This window comes from Variovorax rhizosphaerae, from assembly GCF_037889975.1.
In the GTDB taxonomy this organism is placed as follows: domain Bacteria; phylum Pseudomonadota; class Gammaproteobacteria; order Burkholderiales; family Burkholderiaceae_C; genus Variovorax; species Variovorax rhizosphaerae.
The window spans coordinates 47,030-63,282 of the sequence record NZ_JBBKZT010000012.1; the positions used below are offsets into that span (position 1 = coordinate 47,030).

The window sequence follows — 16,253 nt, forward strand, 5'->3', positions numbered from 1 at the left end:
TGCTCAGTACGCCTGCCCCAACTGTTCCAGGATCGCCGGATTCTCCAACGTCGACGTGTCCTGCGTCGATGTCTCCCCCTTGGCCACAGAGCGCAGCAGCCGTCGCATGATCTTGCCGCTGCGCGTCTTCGGCAGGTTCTCCGCGAAGCGGATGTCCTTCGGCTTGGCGATGGGGCCGATCTCCCTGGCGATCCAGCTGCGCAGTTCGCCCGCGATGGCGGCGGCGTCGGGTCCGGCTGGCAGCGTGCCCTTGAGCACGACGAAGGCGCAGATCGCCTCGCCGGTGGTGTCATCAGGCCGGCCCACCACGGCCGCTTCGGCCACGAGCCGGGTGCACGACACCAGCGCCGATTCGATCTCCATCGTGCCCATGCGGTGGCCGCTGACGTTCAGCACGTCGTCGATGCGGCCGGTGATGGTGAAGTTGCCCGTCACCGCATCGCGGATCGCGCCGTCGCCCGCCAGGTAGTAGCGGCCCTGAAAGTCCTGCGGGTAGTAGCTGGACTTGTAGCGCTCCGGGTCGCCCCAGACGTTGCGGATCATCGCGGGCCAGGGTTTCTTCACGACCAGGATGCCGCCCTGGCCCCAGGGGACCGGGTTGCCGGCTTCGTCGACCACGTCGGCGGCGATGCCGGGGAAGGGCAGGCTGCAGGAGCCGGGCACCAGGTCGTGCGCACCGGGCAGCGGCGTGATCATGTGGCCGCCGGTCTCGGTCTGCCAGAAGGTGTCGACGATGGGGCAACGGCCGCCGCCGATGTGCTGGTGGTACCACTCCCAGGCGGCCGGGTTGATGGGCTCGCCGACCGAGCCAAGGATGCGCAGGCTGGACAGGTCGTAGTTGCGCGGATGCGCGGTCGGCGTACTTTCCGCGGCCTTGATGAGCGAGCGGATGGCCGTGGGCGCGGTGTAGAACACGGTGACCAGGTGGTCCTGGATCATCTTCCAGAAGCGGCCGGCGTCGGGGTACGTCGGCACGCCTTCAAACACCACCTCGGTCGCGCCGAGCGCCAGCGGGCCGTAGGCGATGTAGGTGTGGCCCGTGACCCAGCCGATGTCGGCGGTGCACCAGAACACGTCCTCGGGCTTGAGGTCGAAGGTCCATTTGCAGGTGAGCGCCGCATGCAACAGGTACCCGCCGGTCGAATGCTGCACGCCCTTGGGCTTGCCGGTCGATCCCGAGGTGTAGAGCAGGAACAGCGGATGCTCCGCGCTGACCCATTCGGGCTCGCAGGTCGTCGGCTGCACGGCCAGCAGGTCCGCCATCCACAGGTCACGTGGCGCCGTGAAGGGCACCGCGCCACCGGTGCGCCGCGTGACCAGCACGTTTCGCACGCTCTCGCAGCCGCCGAGCGCCAGCGCATCGTCGACCACGGCCTTGAGCGGCAGGTGCTTGCCGCCGCGCACTTGCTGGTCGGCCGTGAGCACCACCACCGCGCCGGTGTCGGCGATGCGGTCGCGCAGCGCCTGCGAGGAGAAGCCGCCAAACACCACCGAATGGATTGCGCCGATGCGCGCGCAGGCCTGCATCGCCACCACGCCGTCGACCGACATCGACATGTAGATGACCACGCGGTCGCCCTTCTGCACGCCGAGCGAGCGCAGCGCGTTGGCGGTGCGGCACACGCGTTCCAGCAGTTCCTCGTAGGTCACGTGTGTCACCGCGCCGTCGTCGGCCTCGAAGATCAGCGCCGTCTTCTGCCCGAGGCCGCGTTCGATGTTGCGGTCCAGGCAGTTGTAGGAGGCGTTGAGCGTGCCGTCCTCGAACCACTTGAAGAAGGGCGCGTTGCGCTCGTCCAGCACCTTCGTGAACGGTGTCTTCCAGGTGATGAACTCGCGCGCCAGCCGCGCCCAGTAGGCCTCGTGGTCAGCTTCGGCCTCGGCGACCAGGCGGTCGTAGGCGGCGCGGCCGGAGATGTGCGCGTTGCGCACGGTTTCCTTCGAGGGCGAGTAAGCCGAGGGCGATGTGACGGGGGGCGTTGCGAGGTCCATGATGTGTTCCTTGAAGCGTTCAACAATGGAACTGGAGCATCCGCCATCAACATTGCAGCAGTCGGGTCGAAATATGACGAATGTTTGCAGGGCAACGCTGAACAAGTCCCCGTGATGGCGCGCAAATGCGCGACGCACGAGGACTTGTTCAGCGTTGCCCAACCTCCGCTATAAATCGAAGCTTGGCGACCGCGTCACCGACGCACGGCTGGGAGACAACTTGAGAGACAACGAATTCGCCGCCGCCGCTGTTGAGGACGCGGCCCCGCTGGCCCGCTACCAGACCCTGCAGGCCGGGCTGGACCGGCTCGACCAGGGGCTGTCGATCTTCGACGCCAACCTGCGGCTGGTCGCGTGGAACCGCGCCTACGAGCGGCTGCTGGACTTCCCCCCGGGCATGGCGAGCATCGGCACGCCCTTCGAGACCTTCATCCTCTACAACGCCCGGCGCGGCGAATACGGCCCCGGCGACCCCGACGCGCTGGTGGCCGAGCGCGTGGCCGCCGCCCGCACCTTCAAGGCGCATGACCTGGAGCGCACCCGGCCCGACGGCTGCGTGCTCCACATCCACGGCGAGCCGCTGCCCGGCCACGGCTTCGTCACGCTGTACTCCGACGTCACGGCGCAGCGCAACGCGGAGCGCACGATCCGCCAGCAGAACGCCGAACTGGAAAGCCGCGTGGTCGCCCGCACCGCCGAGCTGGTCAGCAGCGAGCAGCGCATGCGGCTGGTGATGGACTCCATCCCGGCCTTGGTCGCGTACTTCGACAAGCGCCGGGGGTATGGCTATCTCAACCGCGGTTACCACGAGTGGTTCCGCATCGACACCACGCGACCGGAAACCGTCAGCGCCCGGGCCTTCCTCGGCGACGAGGTCTACGCGCTGGTCAAGCCGAATGTCCTGCGCGCGGTGGCGGGCGAATCCGTCACCTTCGAGTACGAGTTGGTCATCCACACCGGCGAGCGCCGGGCCGTGCGCACCTCGCTGGTCCCTGAGTTCGCGAGCGACGGCACCGTGGCCGGCTGCTTCGAGCTGACCTTCGACATCACCGAGCAGAAGCGCGCGCAGGAGTTGCTGGCGCGCACCCAGAAGTTGGAGTCGCTCGGCCACCTGACCGGCGGGCTCGCGCACGATTTCAACAACATCCTCACCGTCGTGATCGGCAACCTCGCGGCGCTGAAGGACGCGCACCCGGACGATCCCAACGTGCCCGAATACATCCAGCCCGCGCTGGATGCCTCGCGGCGCGGTGCCGACCTGGTGAAGGGGCTGATGCGCTTTGCGCGCCGACAGCCGCTGCAGGCGGGGGCGGTGGACGCGGCGGCGCTGCTGCGTTCGGTCGAGGGGCTGGTCCGGCACTCGCTGCCCGAGCGCATCCACCTGGGCGTGGACGTGGAGGCACAACCACTGGGCATCTGGATCGACGCGGCCCAGCTCGAACAGGCCATCCTCAACATGGTGCTGAACGCACGCGATGCCATGCCTTCCGGCGGCAAGGTCACGCTGCGCGCGCGGCCGGCGCACCTGGATGCCGATGCGGCCGCCGCACTGCAGACCACGTCAGGCGACTGCGTCCGCATCGACGTGCAGGACAACGGCTGCGGCATGGACGCCCGCACCATGGCCCACATGTTCGAGCCCTTCTTCACCACCAAGCAGCCGGGCAGCGGCACTGGCCTTGGCATGGCCATGGTCTACGGCTTCATCAAGCAGTCGGGCGGCGCGATCGATGTGCGCAGCCAGCCTGGCGGCGGCACCACCATCTCGCTCTGGCTGCCGGCGAGCGAGCGCACCGGCGCCGATCGCCAAGTGCCGGCTGCCGCGCCCGAGGCACCAGGCCGCCGCGGTTTGGCGTTGCTGGTAGACGACGACGCGCAGGTCCGCCGCGTGGTGCGGCGCACGCTGCTCGACATGGGCTATGCCGTGCTGGAGGCCGACAGCGGTGTCGAGGCACTGGCCCTGTTGCAACAGACCTCCGACATCGCGCTGCTGTTGTCCGACGTGGCCATGCCGGGCGGCGTCGACGGACGCGAAGTCGCTGCCACCGCGCGCCAGCTGCACCTGGCGCACGCCGTGGTGCTGATGAGCGGCAACGCCGCCGGCGATCGCGCCGTGGCCGGCGTGCCATGGCTCGTCAAACCTTTCACCCCCGCGCAACTGGCCGACGCCATCGAGGCATGCCGCGCATGAGCGATTCCTTATGAGCACCAACGCAGCCCATCCACGGCGCGACGAGAGCGCACCGCGATCCCTGATCTTCGTGGTCGAGGACGATCCGGCCGTGACAAAGCTCGTGCTCAATGCCTTGGTCGAATTCGGCTTCAACGCCGAAGGCTTCCATACCGGCACCAGCATGCTGCGCCGCCTGCAGGCGGAAAAGCCCGACCTCTGCATCGTCGACCTCGGCCTGCCCGACATGGACGGCATCGACCTGGTGCGCCGAATCACCGCGCAGACCAGCGCGGGCGTGCTGATCCTCACCGGGCGTGGCCACACGGCCGACCGCGTGATGGGCCTGGAGCTGGGCGGCGACGACTACATGACCAAGCCCTTCGAGTCGCGCGAGCTGGTGGCGCGCGTGCGCAGCATCCTGCGGCGACGCATGGCAGCAAACGGGGCGCCCGGCGCGCAGCAGCGCCGCTATGCCAGCTTCCTGGGCTGGCGCATCGATTGCGCGGCCAACATCCTGCGTGCGCCCGATGGGAGCGAGCACCTGCTGGGCACGGCGGAGACGCAGGTGCTGCGCTGTTTCGTCGAACGCCCGCATCAGATCCTCACGCGCGAGCAGCTGATGGGAGCGCGCGACCTGCTGCCCACCGACCGCAGCATCGATGTGCGCATCTCGCGCCTGCGCCGCAAGATCGAGGTCGATCCGCATGACCCGGTGATCATCAAGACTGTGTACGGCGCGGGGTACATGTTCGCCGCAGCCGTGACTTGGGCTTGATAGCCCGCATGCAGTTCAGGCGAACAGGCCGCCGCGCAGCGCGTGATTTCGCGCGAGAAGTAGCAGCAATGTGACGAATCTTTGCGTCTACTCCTTGGAGTGGAAGCGTCGACCCAGAATCGCGCCGTCGTCCACATCCACCTGAGGAACAACGCATGCTCGATCCCGCTGTCCAGAAGATCCAGTCGAATCCCAAGTACCTCGAGCTGCGACGAAAACGAAACGCCTTCGGCTGGCTGCTGGCAGCGCTGATGATGATCGTCTACTACGGCTACATCGCGCTCATCGCCTTCAACAAGCCCTTCCTGGCACAGCCGCTGGGTGCGGGGGTTACCAGCATCGGCATCCCGATCGGCCTCGGCGTGATCGTCTTCACCATCGTCATCACGGCGATCTACATCCGTCGCGCCAACGGCGAGTTCGACCGCCTGACCTCGGAAATCATCGAGGAATCCAAGCCATGAGCCGCCATTTCGTCAAGTCATTCGCGACCGCGGCGGTGCTGCTGCTCGGCGTCGGCGCGGCCATGGCCGCGGGCGGCGATGTCGGCCAAGCGGACAAGCAACCGACCAACTGGATCGCCATCGGCATGTTCTCGGCCTTCGTGCTGCTCACGCTCTACATCACCAAGTGGGCGGCAGGCAGGACCAAGTCGGCCTCCGACTTCTACACGGCCGGCGGCGGTATCACGGGCTTCCAGAACGGGTTGGCGATCGCGGGCGACTACATGTCGGCGGCGTCCTTCCTCGGCATCTCGGCGGCGGTGATGGCGACCGGTTATGACGGGCTGATCTACTCGATCGGCTTCCTGGTCGGCTGGCCGGTCATCACCTTCCTGATGGCGGAGCGCCTGCGCAACCTCGGCAAGTTCACCTTCGCCGACGTGGCGGGCTACCGCTTCCAGCCCGGGCCGATTCGCGCTTTTGCGGCCTCCGGCACGCTGGTGGTGGTGGCCTTCTACCTGATCGCGCAGATGGTCGGCGCGGGGCAACTCATCAAGCTGCTGTTCGGGCTCGACTACATCGTGGCCGTCGTGATTGTCGGCGTGCTGATGATGGTGTATGTGCTCTTCGGCGGCATGACCGCGACCACCTGGGTGCAGATCATCAAGGCGGTCATGCTGCTGGCCGGCGTGACCTTCATGGCCATCATGGTGCTGGCGCAATTCGGCTTCAGCCCCGAGGCGTTGTTCGCCAGGTCGGTGGAAGTGCGCACGCAGATCGCGGCCAATGGCGGCAAGAGCCCGGAGGAGGCGGCGGCGATCGGGCTCAGCATCATGGGGCCGGGCGGCTTCGTGAAAGACCCGATCTCGGCCATCTCCTTCGGCATGGCGCTGATGTTCGGCACGGCCGGGCTGCCGCACATCCTGATGCGCTTCTTCACCGTGCCCGATGCCAAGCAGGCCCGCAAGTCGGTGTTCTGGGCGACCACCTGGATCGGCTACTTCTACCTGCTTATCTTCATCATCGGCTTCGGCGCGATCACGCTGGTGCTGACCAACCCCGAGTTCGCGGACACAGCCACAGGCACCATCAAGGGCGGCGGCGGCGCGGCCAACATGGCGGCGGTGCTGGTGGCCAAGTCCGTGGGCGGCAACGTGTTCTACGGCTTCATCTCTGCCGTGGCCTTTGCGACCATCCTCGCGGTGGTGGCGGGCCTGACGCTGTCGGGCGCCTCGGCGGTGTCACACGACATCTACGCCACGCTGGTGAAGAAGGGCAAGGCTGACAGCGCGTCCGAACTGCGGGTGTCGCGCATCACCACGATCTGCCTGGGTGTCGTGGCCGTGCTGCTGGGCATTGCGTTCGAGAAGCAGAACATCGCCTTCATGGTGTCGCTGGCCTTTGCGGTGGCCGCGTCGGCCAACTTCCCGGTGCTGTTCATGTCAGTGCTGTGGAAGGACTGCACGACGCGGGGTGCGGTGATCGGCGGGTTCCTGGGGCTGATCTCGTCGGTGGCGCTGACGGTGGTCTCGCCTTCGGTGTGGGAAGCGACGCTGGGGTATCCGAAGGGCTCGGCGCTGTTCCCGTATGCGTCGCCGGCACTGTTCTCGATGACCATCGGGTTCGTGGGCATCTGGCTGTTCTCGGTGCTGGATCGCAGCAAGCAGGCCCAGCAGGAGCGCGAGGCGTTTCCGGCGCAACAGGTCAGGTCGGAGACGGGGCTGGGGGCTTCGTCTGCGTCGGGGCACTGAGGGCAGCGAGTGCGGGTGGGCGGGGGCCGGCGGGCCTGCCTCGGCGATCAGCCGGAGGTGAACCCGAAGTTGATCGCGCGCCCACCCGTCTGCACGCAGCGCTGGTAGTAGGCCAGGATGTCGCGGGTCAGCGGGTTCACTTTCGTGTTCCGCAGCAGTACCGGCAATTCCGTCGCCGCGAAGACCTTTTCGTCCTTTGTCACTTTCGAGCCGATGGCGAAGGACACGCTTCCCACCGCGTTGGCCGCGAAGATGCCGGACAACGCGCGCCACGCGATGAATCCGTTTTCCTTGCACGGCGTCAGTGCGTCGAGCGCCTTGGCCCATGCCAGCAGGTTCGGATGCGGCTGGCCGGTGCACACGATGCGTGCCAGCACATCCGGCAGCATCTGCTTCGAGGCAAAAGCCGGATTCGTCCTATTGAGTGCCTCGAGGTCTTTCCACATCGGTCGTATGAACTCGCCGGCATAGAGCACTGTCGCGTCCGGCGGCGCGGCGATCCGCGCACGGACGGATGGATTCCTCTCCAGGTAGCTCAGGAGCTCGCGCGTGGGGGGAAGCAGGGACATGAAACCTCCATGGGGCGTGGCCGAGCATGCGCGGGAAACGCCTCCCTGGGATCACCCGGACGAGGGAGGCCGGGTAGGCGGATAGTGATCCTGTCTTGACCTTGGCTTGCAGTTGATCGAATCTGGTCTCCCGAAGGGTTCGATCTGCTCTCTGATGTCTCGGAAGGAACATGCCATGCAGGACTATTTGGCAACTGACCCCTTGCCGCAGTGCGAACCGAACGAACACTTCACAACGGAATTCGCGCCGTTCCTGTCCTTGCCTGGATTCTTCCCAGGCGCGGGCGGCTTTTTTCACGGCCATTCCAAGCCAACCAGGAAGGTTCTGATCTTCGGAACTGACTTCGGACCGCTTGGGTATCAGCAACAGCTGGGCCGCACGGGTGGTGAGCCTGCCAACAACCCGACCATCGCCAATCTGGCCAAAGTTCTGGGCGAAGCGAATGTCTCGCTGAAGGACTGTTTTCTCACAAACGCGGTGTTATGCATGTGGCGCACGGACAGTACGGTCGGCAACCACGGGATCTGGCGCAGTTATTCGAGATACATCGAACAGTGCGCTACCTGGCATCAACGCTTCATCGCGAGTGTCAAACCCCGCGGAGTGATCCTGATGGGAACCCCAGCCTTGGAGACGACTGGCAAACTCCTGTTTCCTGCGCTCGCCGAGCATTGGGCGAACCTCAAGACGATGACCCAGGTCTATGCGGCTGGCAAGGAGGTCTACCACGAGCCCGATGGTCCGACAGTCCTTGTGATGCCACACACCTCTTATTGGCACGTCAACGGACGACGTCACGCGGTTGCAGTCCATCAGCATCTGAAGCTCATGGGCTAGCACACAGTGTGTGATTCCTGCGCTCTGATCGCGAAGCAGAATCAGGCATCGAAGCGAATCGCTTCGCTGGTGAACGTTCGCACCCTGGGGCCGAAGCTCGAGATGTTGGTGAGCGTCGCGTTGTGGTGCTGGATGACTTGCCGGGCTGTCACGAAGGCATTGCCCTCGGTCGTGTGCGCGTCCTCGATCAGGATGACCTGATAGCCCAGCGCCAGCGCGCGGCGCGTGGTCGTGTCGACACAGAACTCGGTGTGCATGCCGCAGATGACCAGTTCCCTGATGTTGCGCTCCTTCATCGCGGCCTCCAGCCCGGTGCGCAGGAAAGCGTCGGGCGTCGTTTTCCGAATGCGCAGGTCGGTGGGTTCCGCTCGGAGCCCGTGCGCGAGTTGCCATTCACGGGTTTCGTGTTTCAGCAGGCCGTCGTCTTCATGCTGGATCAAGACCACCGGAATGCCCGCCGCACGGGCCTTCGCGGACACCGTGTTGATTCGGCCGATGACGAGCTTCGATTCGTAAGCGTCATGCGCGCCTTCGCACAGGCCCTGTTGCACGTCGATGATGAGGAGTGCCTTGTCGTTCATGGTGAGGACGTGAAGAGGGCGGGGTAGCTTGCCTTGTACTTTGCGGGAACCTCGACGGGTTGGATCTTGCCGGCGAGGGAGAGCACGAGCAACGACGAGACGACCGTGCCAACCAGCATCGGCAAGACGAGGGCCAGCTGCCGGGCACGCAAGGACGCGCTTTGCATGTGCCAGAAGACCGCGCAAGCGATGTGCGTGAACAGCGCCAGCACGGCGAAGAAGTAGTAGGGCACGAAGAAGAACGGATACAGCGGAATGTGGAAACCCGCCGCGGAAAAATAGAAAGTCGTGTCCAGGTCCAGCACGCCGCGCGCATACAGCACCGCACCCACATGGATAAGCAGGAAGCCCGCCAGGACGGCGCCCGACAGCGCCTGCAACCACGCGACCGCGCCCCGCCGGTTCATCCAGCCGCGAAGCAAGAGCCAGAACCCGCTGCCGATCTGGAACGCGACGCAAAAGAGCAGGATCGCTTCCACCGCGGGCTGCCGGTAGATGCCTCGCGCGCGCTCCATGAATGCGATGTGCTCTTGCACGCCCGCCAGCGAGACGAGGTGATTTGCGAGATGCAGGCATGCGAAGGCACCGACGATGATCGCCGAGGTCTTGTGCAGAGTGCGAAGGTTCATGGGATTTCGTTGGCGGAAGGGCGGGAAACGCGCTCTGCCGGCGAGCGCGCTCAGGAGATGTGCATGATGCTCCGCCGCGGCCTGCCGCGCACGCGGGCGATACGTCTGCGACTGCCGTTGTCGTTCATCGTGCGCGACCGCACACGTCGCTGCGACAGAGCCCGTCCTTGTCGTTCTGGAAGAACGTCCGCACGTCCTCGCCTTGCAGAAGGTTCAGGACCCCGTTTTTTGCTGGACGCATGGATAACCAGGAAGCCCGCAGCACAACGCCCACCCGCTGCGAAGTATGCATGTTGGCCGAATTGCGCCGGGCCGTTCCCTCGGGTAAAAAACCTTCACGACCCGTGATCCCGGCGAACCCGCCCGTGACACGTGGCCCGAAAGGCCGACATGAAAACCCGACTGCGGCAACGCCGCGAGTTCCTTGGCGCCTGTGCGGCCTTCGGGCTCGTGGGATGTGGCGGCGGCGGAAGCGGTGGGCGCCGTCAGGAATTCATTGCGGCCGCCTACGCCGATGAAGCCAGGCTCCAGGCTGCCGTCGACCAGGTCGACGGCATGGCCACCGCCTTGATGCAGAAGTCGGGCCTGCCCGGCATGGCCGTTGCGGTGGTGCGCGGGGAACGGACGATCTATGCCAAGGGCTTCGGAACCCGGCAAGCTGGCACGCAGGCACCGGTGGACGCCGACACGGTGTTCCAGCTCGCGTCGATGTCCAAGTCGCTGGGCGCCTCCACCGTGGCGCACCAGGTCGGGTTGGGCGGCATCGGGTGGGACACGCCTGTTCGGCGCCACCTGCCGTGGTTCGAGCTGAAGGACCCGGCCGTGAGCACGCAGCTCACCATCGGCGACCTCTACTCGCACCGCTCCGGCCTGCCCGAATTTGCCGGCGATCGGTTGGAGGACATGGGCTATGAACAGCGGCAGGTGCTCGAGCGCCTGCGCTACCTGCCGCTCGACCCGTTCCGCAAGACTTACCACTACACCAACTTCGGGCTCACCGCCGGAGCCGTTGCAGTGGCGGCCGCCGCCGGTACGGACTGGGCGACCTTGTGCGAGCGAACGATCTACGCGCCGCTGGGCATGACCCGGACCAGTTCGCGCTTCGCCGACTTCCAGACGCGAACGAACCGCGTCGTGGGCCACGTCAAGGCCAATGGCGTCTATGTGCCCGGCCCGGTGCGCATGCCGGACGCGCAGGCGCCCGCCGCGAGCGTGACCTCGTCAGTGAACGACGTCGCACGATGGCTGTCGATGATGGTGGGGCTGGGGGTCTATGCCGGCAAGACGATCGTCGACAGCGCGGCACTGGCGGCCGCGCTTTCTCCACAGATAGAGAGTTCGGCTGCCAGCGCCGAGCGTCCGGCGGGGCACTACGGTTTCGGCTTCAACGTCGGCACGACGGCGGCGGGCCATGCCTCGTTCAGCCACTCGGGCGCATTTGCGCTCGGGACGGGGACGGCCTTCACGGTGGTCCCGGCCATCGGCGTCGGAATGGTCGCGTTGACCAATGCCACGCCCATCGGCATCCCCGAGACGCTGGTGGCGCAGTTCTTCGACCTGGTGCAGTTCGGCTCGATCCAGCGGCCCTGGGCAGACATCTTCACCAACGCGTTCGCGCCATTTGCCGACCCGGAAGGCTCGTTGGTGGGCGTCGCCCGACCGATCCAGCCTGCGCCGGCGAAAGGCCTGTCAGCCTATGCCGGCACCTATGGCAACGCTTACCACGGGCCGGCGCAGGTGGTCCAGGAGGGAGGCGGCCTGGTGCTGGTGCTCGGCCCGACGCCGCTGCGGCTGCCGCTGACGCATTGGGACGGCGACGTCTTCACCTTCACGCTGTTCAACGAGAACGCCGTGCCCGGCACGATTTCGAAAGCCACCTTTGCGGGCGACCGGGTGACCTTGGAGTACTACGACCGCCAAGGGCTCGGGACCTTCGTGCGCGGCAGCGCATAGCACGCCGCGCAATCGCTCAACTGAAGAATTCCTTCGCACGATCGAACCAGCCCTTGTCCGTCGGGCTGTGCTTGTTCCCGCCCTTCTTGAGTGACTCGTCCAGTTCCTTCACGAGCTTGCGTTGGTGTTCGGTCAGCTTCACCGGCGTCTCGACGCGCACATGGCAATACAGGTCGCCCGGATAGGATGCGCGCACGCCCTTGATGCCCTTGCCGCGCAGGCGGAATTGTTTGCCGCTCTGCGTGCCTTCCGGAATGTCGATCGCCGCCGCGCCCTTCAGCGTCGGCACGTTGATCTCGCCACCCAGCGCCGCCGTCGTCATGCTCACCGGCACCACGCAGTGCAGGTCGTCGCCTTCGCGCTCGAACATGTCGTGCTTCTTCAGGCGGATCTCGATGTAGAGGTCGCCCGGCGGCCCGCCGTTGGTGCCCGGCTCGCCGTTGCCGGTGCTGCGGATGCGCATGCCGTCGTCGATGCCGGCGGGGATCTTCACTTCCAGCGTCTTGTTGTTCTTCAGCTTGCCGGCGCCGTGGCAGGTCACGCAGGGCTCGGGGATGATCTTGCCGCTGCCGTGGCATTGCGGGCAGGTCTGCTGCACGCTGAAGAAGCCCTGGCGCATCTGCACCGCGCCTTGCCCGTGGCAGGTGGTGCAGGTGATGGGCTTGGTGCCGGGCTTGGCGCCGCTGCCGTGGCAGGTGCCGCATTCGTCCCAGCTCGGGATGCGGATCTGCGAGTCCTTGCCCTCGGCCGCTTCCTCGAGCGTGATCTCCATCGCGTAGCTCAGGTCGCTGCCGCGGAACACCTGGCGCCCGCCGCCGGCACGTCCGCGACCCGCACCGCCGCCGAACACGTCGCCGAAGATGTCGCCAAAGGCCTCGGCAAAGCCGCCGAAGCCTTCCGCGCCCGGGCCGCCGCGCATGTTGGGGTCGACGCCGGCATGGCCGTACTGGTCGTAGGCCGCGCGCTTCTGGCTGTCCGACAGCATTTCATAGGCTTCCTTCACCTCCTTGAACTTGATCTCGGCGTCCTTGCTGTCGCCGTGATTGCGGTCAGGGTGGTGCTTCATCGCGAGCTTGCGATAAGCCTTCTTGATTTCTTCCTCGCTCGCGTTCTTCGGGACGCCGAGGGTTTCGTAATAGTCGCGTTTGGTGGCCATGTTCTGTCCGTGCGGGCTGCTCTACAAGCGGAAAAGGCTGGACCACCTTGGAGGGTGTTCCAGCCTTGATTCGGGGCTGCGGAATCAGCCCTTCTTGACTTCCTTGACTTCAGCGTCCACGACGTTGTCGTCGGCGGGCGCGCTGTTCGCGGCGTGCTGTTCTGTACCAGCGCCCGGGCCGCCGGCGGCACCGCCAGCAGCGGCTTGCGCGTCCGCGTACATCTTTTCGCCGAGCTTCTGGCTCGCGGTCATCAGCGTGGCGGTCTTTTCCTCGATCGCGGCCTTGTCGTCACCCTTGAGGGCTTCTTCCACGTCCTTGATCGCGGCTTCGATCTTTTCCTTCTCGCCGGCTTCCAGCTTGTCGCCGTGCTCGCCCAGCGACTTCTTCACGCTGTGCACCATGGCTTCGCCCTGGTTGCGGGCCTGCACCACTTCGACCTTCTTCTTGTCTTCCGCGGCGTTCAGTTCGGCGTCCTTCACCATCTTCTGGATCTCGTCTTCCGACAGGCCCGTGTTCGCCTTGATGGTGATCTTGTTTTCCTTGCCGGTGCCCTTGTCCTTGGCGCCGACGTGCAGGATGCCGTTGGCGTCGATGTCGAAGCTCACCTCGATCTGCGGCGTGCCGCGCGATGCTGGCGGGATGCCTTCGAGGTTGAACTCGCCGAGCAGCTTGTTGCCGGTGGCGATCTCGCGTTCGCCCTGGAACACCTTGATCGTCACGGCCGGCTGGTTGTCTTCCGCGGTCGAGAAGGTCTGCGCGAACTTGGTCGGGATCGTGGTGTTCTTCGTGATCATCTTGGTCATCACGCCGCCCATCGTCTCGATGCCGAGCGACAGCGGGGTCACGTCCAGCAGCAGCACGTCCTTGCGGTCGCCCGACAGCACCTGGCCTTGAATGGCGGCGCCGACGGCCACGGCTTCGTCAGGGTTCACGTCCTTGCGCGGTTCCTTGCCGAAGAATTCCTTCACCTTTTCCTGCACCTTGGGCATGCGGGTCATGCCGCCGACCAGGATCACGTCGCTGATGTCGTTCACGCTCACGCCGGCATCCTTGATGGCGGTGCGGCAGGGGGCGATGGTGCGCTCGATGAGTTCTTCGACCAGCGATTCGAACTTGGCGCGCGTCAGCTTGATGTTCAGGTGCTTCGGACCGGAGGCGTCGGCCGTGATGTAGGGCAGGTTGACGTCCGTGGCCGGGCTGTTCGACAGCTCGATCTTGGCCTTTTCCGCGGCTTCCTTCAGGCGTTGCAGCGCGAGCACGTCCTTGCTCAGGTCGACGCCTTGTTCCTTCTTGAACTCGCCGATGATGTAGTCGATGACGCGCTGGTCGAAGTCCTCGCCCCCGAGGAAGGTGTCGCCGTTGGTCGACAGCACTTCGAACTGCTTCTCGCCGTCGACGTCGGCGATCTCGATGATCGACACGTCGAAGGTGCCGCCGCCCAAGTCATACACGGCGATCTTGCGGTCGCGCTTGTCCTGCTTGTCCAGGCCGAAGGCCAGCGCCGCGGCGGTGGGCTCGTTGATGATGCGCTTGACGTCCAGGCCGGCGATGCGGCCGGCGTCCTTGGTGGCCTGGCGCTGGCTGTCGTTGAAGTAGGCCGGCACCGTGATCACGGCTTCGGTCACGGTTTCGCCGAGGTAGTCTTCGGCGGTCTTCTTCATCTTGCGCAGGATCTCGGCGCTGACCTGCTGGGGCGCCAGCTTCTTGTTGCGGGCTTCGACCCAGGCGTCGCCGTTGTCGGCCTTGATGATGGCGTAGGGCATCAGGTCGATGTCCTTCTGCACTTCCTTCTCGTCGAACTTGCGGCCGATCAGGCGCTTGACGGCATACAGCGTGTTCTTCGGGTTCGTCACGGCCTGGCGCTTGGCCGAGGCGCCGACCAGCACTTCGCCGTCTTCCTGGTAGGCGACGATCGACGGCGTGGTGCGCGCACCTTCCGAGTTCTCGATCACACGCGTGGTGTTGCCTTCCATGATCGACACGCACGAATTGGTGGTGCCGAGGTCGATGCCGATGATTCTGCCCATGGTGATAGCTCCTGAAATCTTAAAAAGTGAGGTTGTGTAGAACGTGTGGATAACCGCGCGGGATTCAAGGGAGAAAGCGGGGGTTTCCTGTGGATTCGTGTGTATGGATACGGGTCAGCCCGCCTGGCTGACGGTGACGAGCGCGGGGCGCAGCACGCGCTCGGCGATCGTGTAGCCCTTCTGCAGCACCGTGACCACGGTGTTGGCTTCCTGCTCCGGCGCCGGCACGACCGAGATGGCCTGGTGCTGGTGCGGATCGAACTTGCTGCCGGCAGCCGGTGCGATCTCGATGACCTTGTTGCGCTCCAGCGCGCTCTTGAGCTGGCGCAGCGTGGCTTCGGCGCCTTCGCGCATCTGCTCCGGGGTGGCGTCCGCATGGGACAGGCCGGCTTCGAGGCTGTCGGTCACGGGCAGCAGGCTTTCGGCGAAAGCCTCGACCGCGAACTTGCGCGCCTTGGTGATCTCTTCGTCGGCACGGCGGCGCGCGTTCTGCACGTCGGCCTGGGCCCGCAGCACCTGGTCCTTCAGCGTCGCGTTTTCGGCTTGCAGCGTGGCCAGTTCGGCTTGCGCGACGGTCAGGGCGTCTTGCGCCTCGGCAGCGGTCGCGGCCTGGGCGGCTTCAATCTCTTCGGGACTGGGTTCGCCCGTGAGCTGATAGGGGTCGATGGGGGTTGTTTCTGCGGACATGGTCTAAAAACAGTGGATTCCGCCCGAAGTGGGGCCGCTTTGGGCGGTTTCAAGCGAAAAAATGCGTCCTGAGGCCGCTATTTGGTTGGCGGGCTGGCGCTCCAGAAACACCGCGCAACCGGCTTGGCAGGCTCGTGTTGCCGCTGCAAAGCGGCTCTCGCGCGAGCACGTTGCCGTTGGTGAGCGATACGAAGTGGCGCGGAGCCTGGGGCGAGCGATGCCGCCGGTGCTGCCTCGGGCGGGAGGAGGCGCGGCTCGGGGAGCCGCGCAGCCCGGGGCGACCTGGGCTCAGTGAGCGTCGAGCAGTTCGACGTCGAACTTCAGCGTGGCGTTCGGCGGGATCACGCCACCGGCGCCGCGGGCACCGTAGCCCAGCGATGCCGGGATGATCAGCGTGCGCTGGCCGCCGATCTTCATGCCGGCCACGCCTTCGTCCCAGCCCTTGATGACCTGGCCGGCGCCCAGCGAGAAGGCGAAGGGGTCGTTGCGGTCACGGCTGGAGTCGAACTTGGCGCCTTGCACGCCGTCGTTGTAGAGCCAGCCGGTGTAGTGCACGTGCACGTGGTGGCCAGCCTTGGCTTCGGCGCCGTCGCCGGTCTTGGTGTCTTCGAATTGAAGGCCGGAAGGGGTGGTGGGCATGGAGGTCTCCTGGTCGGTCGGGAAAATGCGAGCCGCGCAGTT

Annotated in this window: 14 protein-coding genes; 6 read left to right on the plus strand and 8 right to left on the minus strand. The window is 65.8% G+C overall.

Features of this window, described 5'->3' with window-relative positions:
• Window positions 1-3 precede the first annotated feature (3 nt).
• Window positions 4-1,989 (minus strand): acetate--CoA ligase, encoded by a 1,986-nt coding sequence (gene acs / locus WKW82_RS24285; protein ID WP_340344910.1) that lies wholly within the window; start codon window positions 1,987-1,989, stop codon window positions 4-6.
• Window positions 1,990-2,209: 220 nt separating this feature from the next.
• On the opposite strand from acs, the gene WKW82_RS24290 reads away from it, so the two are divergent.
• From WKW82_RS24290 to WKW82_RS24305, 4 genes are all read left to right on the plus strand, one after another.
• Complete coding sequence (locus WKW82_RS24290; RefSeq protein ID WP_340344911.1) at window positions 2,210-4,180, plus strand: PAS-domain containing protein; 1,971 nt, start codon at window positions 2,210-2,212, stop codon at window positions 4,178-4,180.
• 10 nt (window positions 4,181-4,190) lie between these two features.
• Window positions 4,191-4,937 carry a response regulator gene (locus WKW82_RS24295; RefSeq protein WP_340344912.1) on the plus strand — a complete coding sequence of 249 codons (747 nt, stop codon included), beginning with the start codon at window positions 4,191-4,193 and terminating at the stop codon, window positions 4,935-4,937.
• 155 nt (window positions 4,938-5,092) lie between these two features.
• Window positions 5,093-5,401 carry a DUF485 domain-containing protein gene (locus WKW82_RS24300; protein ID WP_340344913.1) on the plus strand — a complete coding sequence of 103 codons (309 nt, stop codon included), beginning with the start codon at window positions 5,093-5,095 and terminating at the stop codon, window positions 5,399-5,401.
• A complete protein-coding gene (locus tag WKW82_RS24305) occupies window positions 5,398-7,131 on the plus strand; it encodes a cation acetate symporter (protein ID WP_340344914.1) in 1,734 nt (577 codons plus the stop codon). The genes WKW82_RS24300 and WKW82_RS24305 overlap by 4 nt, the downstream gene beginning before the upstream one ends.
• Before the next feature lie 47 nt (window positions 7,132-7,178).
• Here WKW82_RS24305 and WKW82_RS24310 read toward each other — a convergent pair whose 3' ends face one another.
• Window positions 7,179-7,700, minus strand: a complete 522-nt coding sequence (locus tag WKW82_RS24310) for a hypothetical protein (protein ID WP_340344915.1) — start codon at window positions 7,698-7,700, stop codon at window positions 7,179-7,181.
• A 175-nt stretch (window positions 7,701-7,875) separates the two neighbouring features.
• On the opposite strand from WKW82_RS24310, the gene WKW82_RS24315 reads away from it, so the two are divergent.
• Window positions 7,876-8,538 (plus strand): uracil-DNA glycosylase family protein, encoded by a 663-nt coding sequence (locus WKW82_RS24315; RefSeq protein ID WP_340344916.1) that lies wholly within the window; start codon window positions 7,876-7,878, stop codon window positions 8,536-8,538.
• Between the two features lie 41 nt (window positions 8,539-8,579).
• Here the strand turns inward: WKW82_RS24315 and WKW82_RS24320 are convergent, their stop codons facing one another.
• Window positions 8,580-9,119 carry a cysteine hydrolase family protein gene (locus WKW82_RS24320; RefSeq protein WP_340344917.1) on the minus strand — a complete coding sequence of 180 codons (540 nt, stop codon included), beginning with the start codon at window positions 9,117-9,119 and terminating at the stop codon, window positions 8,580-8,582.
• Window positions 9,116-9,748, minus strand: coding sequence for a hypothetical protein (locus tag WKW82_RS24325; RefSeq protein ID WP_340344918.1), 633 nt, complete (start codon window positions 9,746-9,748; stop codon window positions 9,116-9,118). Before WKW82_RS24325 ends, WKW82_RS24320 begins: the two co-directional genes overlap by 4 nt.
• 390 nt (window positions 9,749-10,138) lie before the next feature.
• On the opposite strand from WKW82_RS24325, the gene WKW82_RS24330 reads away from it, so the two are divergent.
• Window positions 10,139-11,701, plus strand: a complete 1,563-nt coding sequence (locus tag WKW82_RS24330) for a serine hydrolase (RefSeq protein WP_340344919.1) — start codon at window positions 10,139-10,141, stop codon at window positions 11,699-11,701.
• Window positions 11,702-11,717: 16 nt separating this feature from the next.
• Here the strand turns inward: WKW82_RS24330 and dnaJ are convergent, their stop codons facing one another.
• The 4 genes from dnaJ to WKW82_RS24350 form a co-directional block, all read right to left on the minus strand.
• A complete protein-coding gene (gene dnaJ / locus WKW82_RS24335) occupies window positions 11,718-12,857 on the minus strand; it encodes a molecular chaperone DnaJ (protein ID WP_340344920.1) in 1,140 nt (379 codons plus the stop codon).
• 84 nt (window positions 12,858-12,941) lie between these two features.
• Complete coding sequence (gene dnaK / locus WKW82_RS24340; RefSeq protein ID WP_340344921.1) at window positions 12,942-14,885, minus strand: molecular chaperone DnaK; 1,944 nt, start codon at window positions 14,883-14,885, stop codon at window positions 12,942-12,944.
• A 114-nt stretch (window positions 14,886-14,999) separates the two neighbouring features.
• Window positions 15,000-15,572 (minus strand): nucleotide exchange factor GrpE, encoded by a 573-nt coding sequence (grpE, locus tag WKW82_RS24345; protein WP_340344922.1) that lies wholly within the window; start codon window positions 15,570-15,572, stop codon window positions 15,000-15,002.
• 288 nt (window positions 15,573-15,860) lie between these two features.
• On the minus strand, window positions 15,861-16,211 hold the full coding sequence (locus WKW82_RS24350) for an FKBP-type peptidyl-prolyl cis-trans isomerase (protein ID WP_340344923.1): 351 nt from the start codon (window positions 16,209-16,211) through the stop codon (window positions 15,861-15,863).
• Between the last annotated feature and the right edge of the window lie 42 nt (window positions 16,212-16,253).

Bases quoted from the DNA above. Each gene is read 5' to 3' on its own strand.
- acs (WP_340344910.1), bottom strand. From the start codon at position 1,989: ATGGACCTCGCAACGCCCCCCGTCACATCGCCCTCGGCTTACTCGCCC.
- WKW82_RS24315 (WP_340344916.1), top strand. From the start codon at position 7,876: ATGCAGGACTATTTGGCAACTGACCCCTTGCCGCAGTGCGAACCGAAC.
- WKW82_RS24300 (WP_340344913.1), top strand. From the start codon at position 5,093: ATGCTCGATCCCGCTGTCCAGAAGATCCAGTCGAATCCCAAGTACCTC.
- WKW82_RS24320 (WP_340344917.1), bottom strand. From the start codon at position 9,119: ATGAACGACAAGGCACTCCTCATCATCGACGTGCAACAGGGCCTGTGC.
- dnaJ (WP_340344920.1), bottom strand. From the start codon at position 12,857: ATGGCCACCAAACGCGACTATTACGAAACCCTCGGCGTCCCGAAGAAC.
- WKW82_RS24330 (WP_340344919.1), top strand. From the start codon at position 10,139: ATGAAAACCCGACTGCGGCAACGCCGCGAGTTCCTTGGCGCCTGTGCG.
- WKW82_RS24295 (WP_340344912.1), top strand. From the start codon at position 4,191: ATGAGCACCAACGCAGCCCATCCACGGCGCGACGAGAGCGCACCGCGA.
- WKW82_RS24350 (WP_340344923.1), bottom strand. From the start codon at position 16,211: ATGCCCACCACCCCTTCCGGCCTTCAATTCGAAGACACCAAGACCGGC.
- grpE (WP_340344922.1), bottom strand. From the start codon at position 15,572: ATGTCCGCAGAAACAACCCCCATCGACCCCTATCAGCTCACGGGCGAA.
- WKW82_RS24305 (WP_340344914.1), top strand. From the start codon at position 5,398: ATGAGCCGCCATTTCGTCAAGTCATTCGCGACCGCGGCGGTGCTGCTG.
- dnaK (WP_340344921.1), bottom strand. From the start codon at position 14,885: ATGGGCAGAATCATCGGCATCGACCTCGGCACCACCAATTCGTGCGTG.
- WKW82_RS24310 (WP_340344915.1), bottom strand. From the start codon at position 7,700: ATGTCCCTGCTTCCCCCCACGCGCGAGCTCCTGAGCTACCTGGAGAGG.
- WKW82_RS24325 (WP_340344918.1), bottom strand. From the start codon at position 9,748: ATGAACCTTCGCACTCTGCACAAGACCTCGGCGATCATCGTCGGTGCC.